The organism is Janthinobacterium woesei (genome assembly GCF_051380875.1).
Lineage (GTDB): Bacteria > Pseudomonadota > Gammaproteobacteria > Burkholderiales > Burkholderiaceae_D > Janthinobacterium.
Genome location: NZ_JBNYXW010000002.1, coordinates 237,534 through 255,327 on the forward strand (window position 1 = coordinate 237,534; position 17,794 = coordinate 255,327).

The window sequence follows — 17,794 nt, forward strand, 5'->3', positions numbered from 1 at the left end:
AAAGCAGCAGGAAATGCTATGATGCGGCTATGATTCGGGTATGATCAGCCACTTTTCTGCGGTGCGTGGCCAGACTGCCGCCGCGATTGTGAGCATGAGCGCAATATGCAGCGGGTTCATCCATAATTCAAACGCCAGTATAGGCCAGGAACTCTAAAACACGTGCGTCTCTCTTCCATCAAGTTGTCGGGATTTAAGTCTTTCGTCGATCCCACCAATTTCCAGGTGCCAGGCCAGCTGGTGGGCGTGGTCGGGCCGAATGGCTGCGGCAAGTCGAACATCATCGACGCCGTGCGCTGGGTGCTGGGCGAGTCGAAAGCGTCCGAATTGCGCGGCGAATCGATGCAGGACGTCATTTTCAATGGTTCCACGCACCGCAAACCGGCCGGGCGCGCTTCCGTGGAGCTGGTGTTCGACAACAACGATGGCAAGGCTTCGGGCCAGTGGGGCCAGTACGCCGAGATCGCCGTCAAGCGCACGCTGACGCGCGACGGCACCTCCACCTATTACATCAATGGCCAGCCTGTGCGCCGGCGCGACATCCAGGATATTTTCCTCGGCACGGGCCTGGGTCCGCGCGCCTACGCCATCATCGGCCAGGGCATGATTTCGCGCATCATCGAATCGCGCCCCGAAGAATTGCGCATCTTCCTCGAGGAAGCGGCCGGTGTGTCGAAATACAAGGAACGCCGCCGCGAGACGGAAAACCGCCTGCAGGATACGCGCGAAAACTTGCTGCGCGTGGAAGACATCCTGCGCGAACTGAACGCCAACCTGGAAAAACTCGAAGCGCAGGCGGCCGTGGCCACGCGTTTCCACGCCTTGCAGGCGGACCAGGAAGAAAAACAGAAACTGTTGTGGCTGCTGCGCAAGAACGAGGCGCAAAACGAGCAGACGCGCTATTTCCGCGAAGTCGAGCAGGCGCAAACGGACCTGGAAGAGCAGACGGCCAAGCTGCGCAACGTGGAGCTGACCCTGGAACAGATGCGCCAGGCGCACTTTGCCGTGGGCGACCGCCTGCACACGGCGCAAGGCCACCTGTACCAGACGAATGCGGAAATCGGCAGCCTGGAAGCGCAGATCAAGTTCGTCATCGAGTCGCGTGCGCGCCTGCAGGCGCAACTGGCCACCTTGACGGCCCAGCGCGACCAGTGGAGCAGCCAAGGCAGCGAGTACCAGGAACAGATCGAGGAAGCGCAATTCCACCTCGAAGAGCTGGCCGCGAAGGTTGAACAATCGCAAATGATGGCCGAGCAAAAGGGCGAGCAGTTGCCCGAACTGGACGCCGCCTGGCGCGCCGCCCAGCACAAGAGCACGGAATCGCGTGCGAAGATCATGCAGGCCCAGCAGCAGCTGGAGCTGGAATCGGCGCACCAGCGCAACGCCTCGAACATCCTGGCCAGCCTCTTGACGCGCCGCGAGCGCCTGCAGCAGGAAAAGAACAGTCTGAGCTTGCCCGACAGCAGCCACCTGGAAAACCTGAAACTGCAGCTGGAAGAAAAGCAGCAGACGCTGGAAGAGCAGGGTTTTTACCTGGAAGAGGCGCTCGAGCAGCAGCCCAAGCTGGAGCAGGAACGCCAAGAGGCGCAAACGCAGGTCAATGCCGAGACTGCCGCCAACGCCCAGCTCGAAGCGCGCCTTTCCGCATTGAAACAATTGCAGGAACGGGTGCAGACGCAGGGCAAGGTCCAGCCATGGCTGAAAAAGCACGAACTCGACACCTTGCCGCGCCTGTGGCAAAAGCTGCAGATCGAGGCGGGTTGGGAAGCGGCCATGGAATCGATCCTGCGCGAGCGCACGTCGGCCTTGCAATTGTCGAATATCGACTGGGCCAAGGCTTTCTTTGCCGACGCGCCACCGGCCAAGCTGGCCCTGTACGCGCCGTCCAGCGTGGCGCCGTTGCCAGTGCCGGAAGTGGCCGGCCTGAAACCGTTCCTGAACTTGCTCAAACTCAACGATCCAGGTTTACGCGGCTTGCTGCAGGATTGGCTGTACAACGCCTACGCCGTGGAAGACGCGGCAGAAGCACTGGCCGAACGCAGTAAATTGCCGCCGGGCGGCTATTTCGTCACGCGCCTTGGGCACGTGGTCACGGCGTCCAGCGTGCGCTTCTATGCGGCCGATTCTGAGCAGGAAGGCATGCTGGGCCGCCAGCAGGAAATCGAGAATATCGGTAAACAGTTGCGCGCGCAGCAATTGCTGGCCGAAGAGGCGCGCGCCCGCTCCGTGCGGGCCGACGCGGCCGTGGGCAACTTGACGCGCAATCTGTCGGACTTGCGCTTGCGCATACAGCAGCTGACGTCTGCCGTGCATACTTTGCAGCTGGACGTGGTCAAACTGTCGGAAGTGGAAGCGCGTTTCAACCAGCGCAGCACGCAGATCGGCGCCGATCTTGCCGAAATTGCCGCGCAGGAAGCCGAGCAGATGCACACCAAGCTGGAGTCGGAAGAGAAATTCGAACAGCTCGACATGGAGCTGGGCAACTTGCAGGAAGCGCACGAAGACGGCCATACGGACTTCTTGCAAAAGGAGCAGCGCCTGGCCGAAGCGCGCGAAGCCTTGCGCGACCTGGAACGCAACGCCAAGGATACGGAATACGCGGAAAAATCCCACCGCGCGAAGATCGAGGAGTTGCGCCGCAACATCGCCACGGCCAGCACGCAGGCGCAGCAGGTGACTGAAAGCTTGCAGGCGGGCCAGCTGGAACTGGCGAACCTGGAAAGCGGCGCCGCCGCCGACGGCTTGCAGGACTTGCTCGAGCGCCGCACCACGCAAGAGCGGGCGCTGGCGGACGCGCGCCATGAACTGGACCAGATCACGCAGCAGCTGCGCCTGTCCGAAGATGCGCGCACGCAATCGGAACGCAGCTTGCAGCCACAGCGCGACAAGATCATGGAAATGCAGCTCAAGGAACAGGCCGCGCGCCTGAACCAGGAGCAATTTGCCCAGCAACTGCTGGAGTCGGGCGCCGATGAGGCTGTCTTGAGCGAAAAATTGCATCCTGACATGCGGCCATCGTACCTGCAGGGCGAAGTGACGCGCCTGACCAATGCCATCACGGCGCTGGGCGCCGTCAACCTGGCCGCGCTCGACGAGCTGGCGCAGGCGTCCGAGCGCAAGAATTTCCTCGACGCCCAGAATGCCGACCTGACCGAAGCGATCAACACGCTGCAAGACGCGATCCACAAGATCGACAAGGAAACGCGCGACTTACTGCAAGACACGTTCGACAAGGTCAACCACCACTTTTCCGAGCTGTTCCCCATCCTGTTTGGCGGCGGCCAGGCCAGACTGACCATGACGGGCGACGAGATTCTCGATTCCGGTGTACAAGTCATGGCACAGCCGCCTGGCAAGAAAAATGCCACCATCCACCTGTTGTCCGGTGGAGAGAAAGCGCTGACCGCGACCGCATTGGTGTTTTCCATGTTCCGCCTGAATCCGGCGCCGTTCTGCCTGCTCGACGAAGTCGATGCGCCGCTGGACGATTCGAACACGGAACGCTTCTGCCGCATGGTCAAGCGCATGTCCGAGCAGACCCAATTCCTTTTCATTTCGCATAACAAGATTGCGATGGAAATGGCCCATCAATTGATCGGTGTGACGATGCAGGAGCAGGGCGTATCGCGCATCGTGGCGGTGGACATGGAGTCCGCCGCAAATTTTGCTACTGAGGCACAAGCAGCATGACAGACCTTCAAATTACCTTGTTCGGCGCCGGCGGCGTCTTTATCGTCGGTGTTTTCTCCTACAACAAATGGCAGGAATACAAGGCCAAGAAAAGCGTGGAGCGGGCCTTTTCCACCGATCACGACGACGTGCTGATGCGTGATGGCGATGCCCCCGCAACCGCAGCCCAGGAACCCGTCCTGCGCCAGGAACCGCGTTTCGATAAGGCGCCCGCCGCCAAGGCTGAACCGTCGTTCGGCGCGCCGCCAGCGGCCATTGTCCCAGACGCGCCCGTGCATGCGGAACCCTCGCTGGGCGCCGCAGCCACAGAATCGTCGCCAGCCGCCGCTCCCGTTACCGCGCCGGTGCAGGAAGTGAGCGCCGCCAGCGAACAGGCGACCAGCCTGGTCGACCCGCTGATCGATTGCCTGCTGCCCCTGTCGCTGGAAGCGCCCGTGCGCGGCGACAAGATCCTGCCTGTGCTGCAAACCCTGCGCCTGGTGGGCAACAAGCCCGTGCACTTCATCGGTTTGCACGTGAATGGCGACTGGGAACCGATCACGCATGGCGGTGTCTATACCAGGATGCAGGGTGGCGTGCAGCTGGCCAGCCGCAGCACGGCCTTGAATGAACTGGAATACTCGGAACTGGTCACGCGTCTGCGCGGTGTGGCTGACGAGATCGGTGCCGAATCGGAAGTGCCCGACATGATGGAAGTGATGGCCGAAGCGCGCACTCTGCACCGCTTCGTCTCCGGCCATGACGCGCAGCTGGGCGTCAACCTGCACACGAACGGCGCGCCGTGGGCCATTTCCACCTTGCTCGTTGCACTGGAGAAACAAGGCTTCGACGTGCGTCCCGATGGCCGCTTCGTCATGCCTGACGGCGATGGCAGCCATCTGTTCTCGCTGTCGACCAATGTCACCCTGGCCGAGCAAACCACGCCCCGCCTGACCCTGTTGCTCGACGTGCCATGCGTGGCGCCCGCGCGCGACGGCTTTGGCGCCATGATCGCCTGCGCCCGCGCACTGGTGGGGCGCCTGGACGCGACCATCGTCGACGATTACAACCAGGCATTGTCGGACGCGGCGCTGGCCGAGATCGCCGGCCAGGTGCAAGAGTTTTACCAGGAAATGGACGCGGCCGACATTCCGGCCGGTTCCACCCGCGCGCTGCGTTTATTTAGCTGAAGAATCGCGTAATAATGACTGATCTGACCACCCAGGGCGCCGCCCGGCGCGCCCTGGAATTGACTGCCGAACTGAACCGGCACCTGCACGCCTACCACGTGCTCGACAATCCCACCATTCCTGATGCCGAGTACGACAAGCTGTTTGCCGAACTGCAGGCGCTGGAAGCAGCCCATCCCCAGCTGCGCGCGCCCGATTCGCCCACCTTGCGCGTGGGGGCGGCACCGCTACCGCAATTCGAGCAAGTCACGCACACGGTGCCGATGTTGTCGCTAAATAATGGTTTCACCGACGACGATATCCTCAATTTCGACCGCCGCGTGCGCGAAGGCCTGGATCTGGACGCGCAGGAAGTCGCGTATGCGGCCGAAGTGAAATTTGACGGCCTGGCCATCAATCTGCGCTATGAAAATGGCCTGTTCGTGCAGGCCGCTACGCGCGGCGATGGCGCCACGGGTGAAGACGTGACGGCCAATATCCGCACCATTGCCGGCATCCCCCTGCGCCTGCATGGCACGCATGGTCAAGCTGTGCCGGCGCTGCTCGATGTGCGCGGCGAAGTGATGATGTTCAAGGCGGACTTCGCCCGCCTGAACACACGCCAGCGCGAGGCGGGCCAGAAGGAATTTGCGAATCCCCGCAACGCGGCTGCCGGTAGCCTGCGCCAGCTCGATTCGCGCATCACGGCCCAGCGCAAGCTGCGCTTCTATGCCTACGGCATCGGCGCTCTCGATGGCGCCGCCATGCCGGTATCCCATTCGGCCTTGCTGGACTGGTACGTGATCTTGGGCATTCCCGTCTCGTCCGAGCGCCGTGTGGTGCTGGGCGCCCAGGGCTTGCTGGATTACTACAGTGATATCGGCGCGCGGCGCTCCGACTTGCCCTACGAAATCGATGGCGTGGTCTACAAGGTGAACCGCAGCGAAGACCAGCAAGAGCTGGGCTTTGTCTCGCGCGCGCCGCGCTTTGCGCTGGCGCACAAGTTTCCCGCCGAAGAGGCGCTGACGGTAGTGCTGGGCATCGATATCCAGGTGGGCCGCACGGGCGCCATGACGCCCGTGGCACGTCTGGCACCCGTTTCCGTGGGCGGCGTGACGGTGACCAATGCTACGCTGCATAACGAGGGCGAGGTTCAGCGCAAGGATATTCGCGTTGGCGATACGGTGATCGTGCGCCGCGCCGGCGACGTGATCCCGGAAGTGCTGGCAATGTTACCCGACAAGCGTCCAGAAGGTAGCGAGCCTTTCGTCATGCGTACTACCTGTCCGGTTTGCGGCTCGCACGTGGTGCGCGAAGAAGGCGAGGCGATCGCCCGCTGCTCGGGCGGCCTGTTCTGCTCGGCCCAGCGCAAGGAAGCGTTCCGCCACTTTGCCGGGCGGCGCATGATGGATATCGAGGGACTGGGCGAACGTTATATCGATACCCTGGTCGAACTGGAATACGTGCATGGCCTGGCCGATCTGTACAGCCTGAGCCTGGATAAACTGCTGGAAATGAAAGTGCGCGCCGATGAGCGCGATGGTTCCACACCGGAAACAGTGCAACAAGGCAAGATTCCCACCAAATGGGCGGAAAACTTGCTGGCGGGCATAGAAGCGAGCAAGCGGCCGCCGCTTGAACGATTCCTGTTTGCGCTAGGCATCCGCCACGTGGGCGAATCGACGGCCAAGACCCTGGCCGAATGGCTGGGTAAGCTGGAATACGTGCGCCATGCGCCAGCGGCCCTGCTGCGCGTGTTGCCCGATATCGGCGGCACGGTGGCCGAATCGATCGCCGATTTCTTTGCCGAAGAAAAAAACCAGCAAGCCTTGCAGGCCTTGCTCGACGCCGGCGTCACGCCGCAAGGCGAACATGCACCCAGCGCCAAGCTGCGCACGCAGCTGGAACAAACCAAACTGCTGGCCGCATTGGGCATCCCCAAGCTGACCGAGCCGCGCAGCAAGCAGCTGGTGGAGCGGGGCGTGACCCTGGCCAGCTTGGCGGCGCAAGGCGCCAGTTTTCATGCTGGCTTGCCCGCCGCCGTGGCCGAAGCGCTGGCTGCCTGGCTGGCGATGGATGCCAATGTCGCGCTGCTCGGTCAATTGGACGGCTTGCGCCATGAATTACTGTCACAATTGCCTGAAATGCCAGCCGCTGACGGCAAGCTGGACGGCAAGACTTTTGTCTTGACGGGCACCTTGCCCAGCATGGGCCGCGACGATGCAGCTGCATTGATCGAGGCGGCCGGTGGCAAGGTCAGCGGTTCCGTGTCGAAAAAAACCAGTTACGTGGTGGCCGGCGCGGACGCCGGCAGCAAGCTGGCCAAGGCCCAGGAACTGGGCGTGGCCGTGCTCGACGAGGCTGGCTTGATGGCCTTGCTGGCACAAGAATAACGCGCTAATGATCCATGGTCATCGGTATTCATTAATATTTTGCAGACAGACCCATGAAAAAAATCAGAAAAGCAGTCTTTCCCGTCGCCGGCCTGGGCAGCCGATTCTTGCCTGCGACCAAGGCGCAACCGAAGGAAATGCTGCCCATCGTCGACAAGCCGCTGATCCAGTATGCGGTGGAAGAGGCCGTGGCGGCCGGCATCACGGAAATGATCTTCATCACGGGCCGCAACAAGCGCGCCATCGAAGACCATTTTGATACGGCTTATGAACTGGAAACAGAACTGGAAGCGGCCGGCAAGCGCCAGTTGCTGGAGATGGTGCAAAACGTCATTCCTAAGCACATCAACTGTATTTATATCCGCCAGTCGGCGCCACTGGGCCTGGGCCACGCCGTGCTGTGTGCCCGTCCGGTGATCGGCGACGAGCCGTTTGCCGTGCTGCTGGCCGACGATTTCATGGATGTGGAGGCTGGCGTGCGTCCCGTGCTGGCGCAAATGGCCGATGTCTTCCAGTATGAAAATTGCTCGCTGCTGGCGGTGCAGGATGTGCCGCGCGCGGAAACCCGGCAGTACGGCATCGTCAGCGCCCAGCATTATCAGCCTGACCTGGAACTGGTTTCGGCCATCGTGGAAAAGCCGGCGCCGGAAGAGGCACCATCGACCCTGGCCGTGGTGGGCCGCTATGTGTTGACCAGCCGCATCTTCGACCACCTGGAAAACATCGGCACGGGCGCCGGTGGCGAAATCCAGTTGACCGATGGCATCGCCGCCCTGATGCGCGAAGAGCGCGTGCTGGCCTACCGCTACGCGGGCCAGCGCTACGATTGCGGCTCCAAGCTCGGTTACCTGAAGGCCACCATGGCGATGGGCCTCAAGCATCCGGAAACGGGTGCCGCTTTCCGTGCGTATCTCGATCAGATGCAAGTGAACCAGGAAAAAAAATGACCGTACGCTCCATTCTGAAGATGGGCGATCCGCGCTTGCTGCGGATGGCCGAGCCCGTGCGCGAATTCGATACGCCCGAATTGCATGCGCTGATCGCCGACATGTTCGACACCATGCACGCGGCCAATGGCGCCGGCCTGGCCGCGCCGCAGATCGGCGTCAACCTGCAGGTGGTGATCTATGGCTTCAAGCACAATGTGCGCTATCCTGACGCACCGCAAGTACCCGAAACCGTGCTGATCAATCCCGTGCTGACGCCTTTGACGGAGCGCAAGGAAGAGGGCTTCGAAGGCTGTTTGTCCGTGCCCGGCCTGCGCGGCAGCGTGCCGCGCTGGAGCGAGCTGCACTATGAAGGCGTGGACCAGTTCGGCCAGCCCATCAGCCGCGACTGCGACGGCTTCCATGCGCGCGTGGTGCAGCATGAAGTGGACCACTTGCATGGCATTCTGTATCCGATGCGCATCGTTGATTTTACGCAATTCGGTTACACGGACGTGATGTTTCCGGATTTGGATCCAAACGACGACGATTAAGCGGCACCTCGGCACTTGATCGGTACAAAAATGGCCGCGCAGCATCAGCTGGGCGGCCATTTTTTATGCCGGCGCAGGTCAGCGCACCTTGCGGTTGCTGCCCATGTTATCGAGCAGCACCTTCAATTCATCCTGCATGGCATCCGACAGGTTCAGGAAGCGGCAGCCGATCTGCACCTGTTCGCCCAGCAAAAACGAGCGGAAGGTGCGCGACAGGCGGATTTCCAGGTCGGCGATCATGACCTTGCTCGGCCCCAGTTCCAGCCGCACGCGCGACAGCTTGCGGCCCACGTACAGGCCCACCGTATCGCGCGGATGGGCGCGCATGCCGATGCCGCCGGCCGAGAAATCATACAGTTGCAATTCGTATGGACGGCCTTCGAGCACGAAGGCGGCCAGGTAGTACACGCCCAGCGGCGTTTCCAGGCGCGCCGATTCGCGCCGTTCCAGCACCAGGCAATGGCTGGGGAAATTCGTCAGGTAGACGTTTGGCCGCTCGGGATAGGCTTGCCACTCGCCATTGATGGTAAATTGCAGCTTGGCGCTTTGTACCCACGAGACAAACGTGGCGCCGCCCGGGGGCAAGGTGGCACCTTCATTGAGTTCCAGTACGAATTGCGGCAGGTCGTCGTCAACCGACAAGATGCGCGCCATGATAACCTCTTCACCACCGCTGGGATAGATGGAAATGGCGCCGCCGTTATCGGCCAGGCTGCACAGGGTTTCGCCGATATCCCACGGATCGCTCATGTGGTGCGGCATGGTGCCGGGCGCCATTGGCTCGGCCACGTCGGCCAGGCTGGGCGCGCCCTTGCGCAGGGGATTGGGAGTGGGAATGGGATCGTTCACGACGGCGTATCTCTTATGTTCTGATGGGGGAGAGTGTATAGGTTTAGAGCAATATTTGCTAACTAAATCACAATAATTAACCTTATGACACCATATTCCTGCAGGTGGCATGGGCGGGCATGCCGAGCGGCATGCCGTGTTGCGCTGGCGTGTTTAAAACTGTTCGTCCGCGCTCAGGTAGCGCCATTGGCCCGTCGGCAGGTCGCCCAGCTTGACCTTGCCGATGCGTACGCGTTTCAGTCCCAGCACTTTCAGGCCGACAGCTTCGCACATGCGGCGGATCTGGCGCTTCTTGCCTTCGCGCAAGGTAAAGCTCAGTTGATCTTCATTCTGCCAGCGCACCTTGGCCGGCAGCAAAGGCTTGCCATCGAGCCACAAGCCGTGGTTGAGCTTTTTCAATTCGCTCTCGGGCAGGGTGTCGCCCTTGGTGTAGCTCACGCGCACCAGGTATTCCTTGTCGATGTCGGTATCGTGGCCGATCAATTGCTTGGCCACGCGGCCGTCCTGGGTCAGTACCAGCAAGCCCACGGAATCGATGTCCAGGCGGCCAGCGGCCACCAGGCTGCGCAGCTGCGTGGGATGGAACTGTTCCGGGCTGCGGTCTTCCGCCCAGCGGTTCTCGGCCTTGATCAGGGCCACGGCCGGTGTGTAGCCATCTTCGGCCTGGCCGCTGACGTAACCCATCGGTTTATTGATCAGCACGGTCACGCGCTTCGACTGCTCGGCCGCCGCCTGGCGTTCCACGGTGACTTTCTGGCTGGGATAGACCTTGCTGCCCAGTTCGGATACCACTTTGCCGTCCACGCGGACCCAGCCGCGCGCGATCCATTCATCGGCTTCGCGGCGCGAGGAAAGGCCCAGTTCGGACATGCGTTTGGACAAGCGTAATAATTCTTCGGTCATGTTGTTTCAGTTTCAGTAAGGGTAGGCGCTGCGCGGGAAGTTCATACCTTCAGCGCATCGAGTAAATCGGTTTCCAGCAATATCTGGTTGCGGGCATTGTTGAGCGCGGGGCCGTCGACGAGGAAGACGTCTTCGACCCGCTCGCCCAGGGTCATGATCTTGGCCGTATGCAGGTTGATGCGGTACTTGGTCAGCACATTGGCGATCGTGTACAGCAAGCCCGTGCGGTCGTTGGCGGCCACCGACAGCAAGTAATACTGACCCTTTTCGTCGGGCCGCAAATCCACCGTCGGCTGGAACGGAAAGGTGCGCGACAGGCGCGACAGCCGGCCCTTGCCCGGCGGCGGCAGCGGCGCCTGCGACTGCAGCAGCTCGCCCAGCTCATGCTCGATCAGGCTGATGATGTCGCGGTAGCTCTTGGCAAAGTTCTGCTCGGTGACGAGGAACGTGTCGAGCGCATAGCCATTTTTGGTCGTGTGGATCTTCGCGTCGAGGATGCTGAAGTTCTTGCGGTCGAAATAGCTGCAGATGCGCGCGAACAGGTCGGGCTGGTCGGGCACGTAGACGGCCACCTGCAAGCCTTCGCCGATGGGCGCCAGCCGGCATTTTACCACCGGCAACTTGCTGTCGAGCTTGTCATACAGCGAGCGCGTCTGCCAGGCGATGTCGGAGGCGTCATGGCGCAGGAAGTACGCCACGTCCAGCTGCTGCCACAGTTTTAGGTGCGCATCCGGCGGCAAGCCGTACAGGCGCAGGGTGGCCAGCGCTTCCTGCTGGCGGTTTTTCAGTTCGCGGTCAGCCGTGTGCGGCTCGCCCCCCAGCACGCGCAAGGTGATCTTGTACAGGTCTTCGAGCAACTTGCCTTTCCAGGCGTTCCACACTTTCGGGCTGGTGCCGCGGATATCGGCCACCGTCAGCAAATACAGCCCCGTCAGGTGGCGCTCGTCCTTGACCACTTTCGCAAAGGCAGCGATGACGTCGGGATCGGACAGATCCTGCTTTTGCGCCACTTGCGACATGGTCAGGTGATTTTCCACCAGGAAAGCCACCAGTTCCGTTTCATCCAACGACAGGCCGTGGTCCTGGCAGAACTGGGTGGCGTCGGCCACGCCCAGCTTGGAATGGTCGCCGCCGCGGCCCTTGGCGATATCGTGGTACAAGGCGGCCACGTACAGCAGCCACGGTTGCGAGAAATTGGCCATCAGCTGGCTGCAGAACGGGTATTCGTGCGCGTGTTCGCTCATGGTGAAGCGGCGCATATTGCGCACCACCATCAAAATGTGCTGGTCGACCGTGTACACGTGGAACAGATCGTGCTGCATCTGGCCCACGATGCGGCGGAAATTGGGCAGGTAGCGCCCCAGGACGCTCATTTCGTTCATGCGCCGCAGCGCGTGGATGATGCCGACCGGGGCTTGCATGATGCGCAGGAAGAGGGCGCGGTTGGCCGGATCCTGGCGGAAGGCGGCGTCGATCTTGAAGCGCGCGTGCCACAGGGCCCGCGTGGCGCGCGAAGTCATGCCCTTCAGGGCCGTGCGCTCCGTCATCAGGACGAAAATTTCCAGCATGGCCGACGGATGCTGCTCAAACGTATCGTCGGCACTGATATCGATCAAGCCATTGACTTCATTGAAGCGCGCGTTGATGGGCACGGGTACATCGTCTTGCGGAAACAGCCGCGCTTCGATGTTTTGCAGCAGGATCGTGTTGAGCTGGGTCACCGTCTTGGCCGCCCAGTAATAGCGCTGCATCAGGTATTCGCTGGCGCGGCGCATGTGCGGCCCGCTGCCCGTGGCCTGCAAGCCCAGCGATTCGGCGATCGCCGTCTGCACGTCGAACACCAGGCGGTCTTCGCGCCGGCCCGCATGCAGGTGCAGGCGCACGCGGATATCCTTGAAGGCGCGCTCCTTTTCCATCAGCTGGCGCGCTTCCGTCAGGGTGATCAGGCCGCCCGTGGCCAGGGTGCGCCAGGAATTGGCCAGGCCGGCCGCCTTGGCCACCCACAGGATCACCTGCAAGTCGCGCAGGCCGCCCGGGCTTTCCTTGCAATTGGGTTCCAGGCTGAAGGCCGTATCTTCATATTTGGCGTGGCGCTGGCGCATTTCCGCCGTTTTTGCCTGGAAAAATGCTTGCGGATCCATCGCCGCCGCGTAGCGCTGCTGCAATTGCGCGAACAGCTCCGCGTTGCCGCACACCAGGCGCGCTTCGAGCAGGCTGGTCTGCACGGTGATATCGGCCTTCGATTCGACCATGCATTCATCGACGGTGCGGATGCTGTGGCCAATTTCCAGGCCCAGGTCCCACAGCAACTGCACCAGTTCTTCGAGCTTTTCCTGCGCGGCCGCGTCCGGCGCTTCCTGCAGCAAGATCAGCAGGTCGACGTCGGAATACGGAAATAGTTCGCCGCGGCCGTAGCCGCCCACGCCCACCAGGGCCGTGCCGGGAGGTAATCCGGCTTCCTGCCAGGCACGCGCCAGCGCGCCATCGACGCTGTGGCGCAAGCTGCGCAGCAGTTTTTCGGGCTTGCCGTCGGCCTGGAAGGCGGCGACGACGACCTGGCGGTCGGCTTTCAGTTGCTGTTTCAGCTGTTCCTGAATTTGCTTTTTCATCTGGGCCCTGGGTGGCGGTGCGTGTGATTAAAGAATCAGGCGTTGAAATCAGGCCTTGCTCAGGATCAAGGCCGGCGCTGGCGGCATGCCTGGCGAGACGGTCAGCACTTCATAGCCCGCATCCGTCACCAGCACCGTGTGTTCCCACTGCGCCGACAGGCTGCGGTCCTTGGTTTTGATGGTCCAGCCGTCGTTCATTTCGCGAATCTCGCGCCGGCCCGCGTTGATCATCGGTTCGACGGTAAAGATCATGCCCGCTTCCAGGCGTTCCAGCGTGCCTGGCTTGCCGTAGTGCAATACTTGCGGTTCTTCGTGGAAGACCTTGCCGATGCCATGGCCGCAGAATTCGCGCACCACGCTGTAGCCGGCTTTTTCCGCATGTTGCTGGATGGCATGACCGATATCGCCCAGGTGGGCGCCCGGCTTGATCTGGGCGATGCCCAGCCACATGCATTCGTAGGTGATTTCCGACAGGCGCTTGGCCAGGATGGTCGGCGTGCCGACGAGGTACATGCGGCTGTTGTCGCCGTGGTAGCCATCCTTGATGACGGTGATGTCGAGGTTGACGGAGTCGCCGCTTTTCAGGACCTTGTCGCCGGGAATGCCGTGGCAGATGACGTCGTTGACGGAAGTGCAGATGGCTTTCGGGTAGGGCGTGTAGCCAGGAGGGCAATAGTTCAGCGGGGCGGGGATGGTGCCTTGCACGTTGAGCATGTATTCGTGGCACAGGCGGTCCAGTTCACCCGTCGTGACGCCGACCTTGACGAAAGGCGTGATGTAGTCGAGTACTTCGGCGCCGAGCTTGCCGGCGACGCGCATGCCTTCGATGTCGGCGGCGCTATTGATACGGATGGTGGACATGGTGTGATTCGCAATCTGCAAGATATTCGGGTGAAAAGCACAGACGATGCCCGCTGAGTGGGGAAAGTCTGCAAATATGTCGAAATTATAAACGAGGCGCCCTGAATCCGCCGCCTCCTTCCTATGGCCGAGGGGGATTTGTGGATGAAAGGACGGCGCCGCCTCCGATTGCACCAAGCTGGTGCGCCGGGTGTTTTCCACCTGCGCGCGATTTGCAGCGCACACTTGATGCAGCGGCCATTTCGGTGTAGAATCCCGGGTTGCTTGAATTCCCTTTTGAGCAATGCAGTAAAACAGTGTCTTTAATTTATATAAACACGCGAATCCGGTCGACAAGGGTGCCTGTATGGTGACTGATCGGATTCCAGACCCAACCCTGGAGTTAATAATGTCCGTAACAATGCGCGAAATGCTGGAAGCCGGTGTCCACTTTGGTCACCAAACCCGTTTTTGGAATCCAAAAATGGCACCGTTCATCTTCGGCCATCGCAACAAGATCCACATCATCAACCTGGAAAAAACCATGGCGATGTACCAGGACGCAATGAAGCACGTGCGTCAACTGGCTGCAAACCGTGGCACCATCCTGATGGTTGGCACCAAGCGTCAAGCGCGCGAAATCATCGCTGCTGAAGCACAACGCGCTGGCGTGCCTTTCGTTGATCAACGTTGGTTGGGCGGTATGCTGACCAACTTCAAGACGATCAAAACCTCGATCAAGCGCCTGAAGGACATGGAAGCGATGGTCGAAGACGGTTCGGTTGAGAAGCTGTCGAAAAAAGAAGCGCTGATGTTCTCCCGCGAAATGATCAAGCTGCAAAAATCGATCGGCGGCATCAAGGATATGGGCGGCATTCCTGACGCAATCTTCGTCGTCGACGTCGGCTACCACAAAGGCGCGATCACCGAAGCAGCTAAACTGGGTATCCCGGTCATCGGCGTTGTCGATACCAACCACTCCCCAGAAGGCGTGAACTTCGTGATCCCTGGTAACGATGACTCCTCGAAAGCCATCATGTTGTACGCTCGCGGTGTTGCAGATGCAATCATCGAAGGCCGTGCAGCTGCCGGTAACGAAGTTATTGAAATGGTTAAAGCAGCCGCTGGCGACGAATTCGTCGAAGTTAACGAACAGGCTTAATGGCCAGGCTATCGCAAGATAGCTGTTTGTAAGCACAGCAGTAAGGGAAAGGGGTGGCAGCAGCTCCCCCTTTTTTTTAACAAAAAAACGATAGTAATATGCAGGCTAGGCGCAAGCGCGCGACGCAAGCCCGGGCCGCGACTATTGACTCACCGAATCAGGAGAAACACATGGCAGCGATTACAGCAGCGATGGTAGGCGAATTGCGCGGCAAAACCGACGCACCAATGATGGAATGCAAAAAAGCACTGACCGAAGCCGATGGCGACATGGCACGTGCGGAAGAGATCCTGCGCGTCAAGCTGGGCGGCAAGGCATCGAAAGCATCGGCACGCATCACCGCTGAAGGCGTAGTGGCAACCTACATCGCCAATGGCGTAGGCGCCCTGGTCGAAGTGAACTCGGAAACCGACTTTGTTGCGAAAAACGACGACTTCCTGGCGCTGGCAAACAATGCCGCCCGTCTGGTCGCAGAACACAACCCGGCTGACGTAGCTGCCCTGCTGGCCCTGCCACTCGATGGCAAGACCCTGGATGAAGTGCGCGCTGCCCTGATCGGCAAAATCGGCGAAAACATGACCATCCGCCGCTTCCAGCGTTTCGAAACCAGCAACAAGCTGGCGTCGTACCTGCACGGCGCGCGCATTGGCGTGATCGTCGAATTCGACGGTGCCGATGAGCAAGTTGGTAAAGACGTGGCCATGCACATCGCTGCAATGAAGCCAGTGTCCTTGTCTTCGAGCGAAGTTCCTGCGGAACTGATCGAAAAAGAGCGTTCGGTTGCACAACTGAAAGCCGAAGAAGACGCAGTGAAAGCGGCTGCAGAAGGCAAGCCAGCGCAATCGGCGGAAATCCTGGCCAAGCGCCTGGAAGGTTCCGTACAGAAGTACCTGAAAGAAGTTTCCCTGCTGAACCAGGCTTTCGTGAAAAACGACAAGCTGTCGGTTGAGCAAATGCTGAAGGCGGCTAACACCAGTGTCAAAGGTTTCGCCATGTACGTCGTGGGCGAGGGCATTGAGAAGAAGCAAGACGACTTCGCAGCAGAAGTCGCAGCACAGATCGCTGCCTCCCAGGGAGCGTAAGTAAAGCGGGCCGAGAGGCCCGTTTTTTTGGCCCGCCCGCACCTGTCGTGCCGGGCGCAAGCATGGGCAGCCCGCGCGCCTATCCGGCGCTGCAAGGCGCTGCGCCATGTCATACTCGAATAATCTCATTTATGGAGCCCCAGCTCATGTCAAAACCAGCCTACAAGCGCGTCCTCCTCAAGTTGTCCGGCGAAGCCCTGATGGGCGATGATCCCTACGGCATCAACCGCGCCACGATCGAGCGCATGGTGGCCGATGTGGCCGAGGTGGCAAAGTTGGGTGTGGAACTGGCAATCGTGATTGGCGGCGGCAATATCTTCCGTGGCGTAGCGCCCGGCGCGCAAGGCATGGACCGTGCCACCGCCGACTACATGGGCATGCTTGCCACGGTGATGAACGCACTGGCCCTGGCCGATGCCATGCGCCACGTGGGCATCACCGCGCGCGTCATGTCGGCCATCGGCATCGAGCAAGTTGTCGAGCCGTACGTCCGCCCGAAAGCCCTGCAATACCTGGAAGAAGGTAAAGTTGTCGTCTTCGCCGCCGGTACCGGCAATCCGTTCTTCACCACCGATACGGCAGCTGCCCTGCGCGGTTCCGAGATCAGCGCCGAAATTGTCCTGAAAGCCACCAAGGTTGACGGCGTCTACACGGCCGATCCGAAGAAGGATCCGAACGCCACCCTGTTCCACACGATTACGTTCGACGACGCCATCTCCAAGCACCTGCAAGTGATGGATGCCACCGCATTCGCCCTGTGCCGCGACCAGAAACTGCCGATCAAGGTGTTTTCGATCACCAAACCAGGCGCACTGATGCGCGTCATCATGGGCGAAGATGAAGGCACCTTGGTGCACGTGTAAATAAGATGCAATTTTAAGATTAATTATCACTAACAACGTCTGACAAAACCGTAGCGAGCGGAAGGGAGAGGTGGCTGAGAAGCGCAACCGTACGAAGGTACGGTGAGCATCGCAGGCCGCCTATACCGACGCGCAGTAGGTTTTGACAGGCGTCCTAATACGGGAGAGCAGCATGTCCTTAGCTGACGTTAAAAAAAGTACCCAGGAACGCATGACGAAGTCGCTGGAAACACTGAAGGCCGACTTGGCCAAAGTGCGTACCGGCCGCGCGCATACGGGTATCCTGGACCACGTGATGGTCGATTACTACGGTTCGCCAACGGCGCTGACCCAGGTTGCCAACGTGACCCTGGTCGACGCGCGTACCATCGGTGTGCAGCCGTACGAAAAGAAGATGGCCACCACCATCGAAAAAGCCATTCGCGATGCTGACCTGGGCCTGAACCCATCGGCACAGGGCGACATGATCCGCGTACCAACGCCTGCGCTGACGGAAGAGCGCCGCAAGGAAATGGTCAAGCTGGTCAAGAGCGAAGCGGAAGATGCAAAAATTGCCGTGCGCAATATTCGCCGCGATGCCAATGAATCGCTGAAAAAACTGGTCAAGGAAAAAGCCTGCTCCGAAGACGACGAGCGCCGCTCGTCGGACGAAGTGCAGAAGCTGACAGACAAGTTTATTGCCGACATCGACAAGATGGTTGTCGATAAAGAAAAAGAAGTACTGACGGTCTAGTTTTCAGCCGCTCCACACTGCCCGGAACAGCATTGCTTTTCC

Annotated in this window: 13 protein-coding genes; 9 read left to right on the forward strand and 4 right to left on the reverse strand. The window is 60.5% G+C overall.

Annotation, left to right across the window (positions count from 1 at the left end):
* The first annotated feature begins 162 nt into the window (after nucleotides 1-162).
* The 5 genes from smc to def are packed head-to-tail and all read left to right on the forward strand — an operon-like array spanning nucleotide 163 to nucleotide 8,711.
* Nucleotides 163-3,690 carry a chromosome segregation protein SMC gene (gene smc, locus ACQ4W6_RS02855; RefSeq protein WP_436565672.1) on the forward strand — a complete coding sequence of 1,176 codons (3,528 nt, stop codon included), beginning with the start codon at nucleotides 163-165 and terminating at the stop codon, nucleotides 3,688-3,690.
* On the forward strand, nucleotides 3,687-4,859 hold the full coding sequence (locus ACQ4W6_RS02860; RefSeq protein ID WP_436565673.1) for a cell division protein ZipA C-terminal FtsZ-binding domain-containing protein: 1,173 nt from the start codon (nucleotides 3,687-3,689) through the stop codon (nucleotides 4,857-4,859). The genes smc and ACQ4W6_RS02860 overlap by 4 nt, the downstream gene beginning before the upstream one ends.
* 14 nt (nucleotides 4,860-4,873) lie before the next feature.
* The gene (gene ligA, locus ACQ4W6_RS02865; RefSeq protein ID WP_436565674.1) at nucleotides 4,874-7,231 is read left to right on the forward strand and encodes an NAD-dependent DNA ligase LigA; all 2,358 of its coding nucleotides are present in this window, start codon (nucleotides 4,874-4,876) and stop codon (nucleotides 7,229-7,231) included.
* Between the two features lie 53 nt (nucleotides 7,232-7,284).
* On the forward strand, nucleotides 7,285-8,178 hold the full coding sequence (galU, locus tag ACQ4W6_RS02870) for a UTP--glucose-1-phosphate uridylyltransferase GalU (RefSeq protein WP_436565675.1): 894 nt from the start codon (nucleotides 7,285-7,287) through the stop codon (nucleotides 8,176-8,178).
* Nucleotides 8,175-8,711 carry a peptide deformylase gene (gene def, locus ACQ4W6_RS02875; RefSeq protein ID WP_436565676.1) on the forward strand — a complete coding sequence of 179 codons (537 nt, stop codon included), beginning with the start codon at nucleotides 8,175-8,177 and terminating at the stop codon, nucleotides 8,709-8,711. Before galU ends, def begins: the two co-directional genes overlap by 4 nt.
* Nucleotides 8,712-8,789: 78 nt before the next feature.
* Here def and ACQ4W6_RS02880 read toward each other — a convergent pair whose 3' ends face one another.
* From ACQ4W6_RS02880 to map, 4 genes are all read right to left on the reverse strand, one after another.
* Nucleotides 8,790-9,560 carry a flagellar brake protein gene (locus tag ACQ4W6_RS02880; protein ID WP_436565677.1) on the reverse strand — a complete coding sequence of 257 codons (771 nt, stop codon included), beginning with the start codon at nucleotides 9,558-9,560 and terminating at the stop codon, nucleotides 8,790-8,792.
* A 153-nt stretch (nucleotides 9,561-9,713) separates the two neighbouring features.
* Nucleotides 9,714-10,463, reverse strand: coding sequence for a pseudouridine synthase (locus tag ACQ4W6_RS02885; protein ID WP_436565678.1), 750 nt, complete (start codon nucleotides 10,461-10,463; stop codon nucleotides 9,714-9,716).
* A gap of 41 nt (nucleotides 10,464-10,504) precedes the next feature.
* On the reverse strand, nucleotides 10,505-13,072 hold the full coding sequence (locus ACQ4W6_RS02890) for a [protein-PII] uridylyltransferase (RefSeq protein ID WP_436565679.1): 2,568 nt from the start codon (nucleotides 13,070-13,072) through the stop codon (nucleotides 10,505-10,507).
* Between the two features lie 48 nt (nucleotides 13,073-13,120).
* Nucleotides 13,121-13,933: a type I methionyl aminopeptidase gene (map, locus tag ACQ4W6_RS02895; protein WP_436565680.1), complete on the reverse strand. Its 813-nt coding sequence runs from the start codon at nucleotides 13,931-13,933 to the stop codon at nucleotides 13,121-13,123.
* Between the two features lie 388 nt (nucleotides 13,934-14,321).
* Between map and rpsB the strand changes: the two genes are divergently transcribed.
* From rpsB to frr, 4 genes are all read left to right on the forward strand, one after another.
* Nucleotides 14,322-15,074, forward strand: coding sequence for a 30S ribosomal protein S2 (gene rpsB / locus ACQ4W6_RS02900; protein WP_436565681.1), 753 nt, complete (start codon nucleotides 14,322-14,324; stop codon nucleotides 15,072-15,074).
* Between the two features lie 170 nt (nucleotides 15,075-15,244).
* Complete coding sequence (tsf, locus tag ACQ4W6_RS02905) at nucleotides 15,245-16,156, forward strand: translation elongation factor Ts (RefSeq protein ID WP_436565682.1); 912 nt, start codon at nucleotides 15,245-15,247, stop codon at nucleotides 16,154-16,156.
* 146 nt (nucleotides 16,157-16,302) lie between these two features.
* A complete protein-coding gene (gene pyrH / locus ACQ4W6_RS02910; RefSeq protein ID WP_070347215.1) occupies nucleotides 16,303-17,019 on the forward strand; it encodes a UMP kinase in 717 nt (238 codons plus the stop codon).
* A gap of 172 nt (nucleotides 17,020-17,191) precedes the next feature.
* Nucleotides 17,192-17,752 carry a ribosome recycling factor gene (frr, locus tag ACQ4W6_RS02915; protein ID WP_436565683.1) on the forward strand — a complete coding sequence of 187 codons (561 nt, stop codon included), beginning with the start codon at nucleotides 17,192-17,194 and terminating at the stop codon, nucleotides 17,750-17,752.
* The last annotated feature ends 42 nt before the right edge of the window (nucleotides 17,753-17,794 follow it).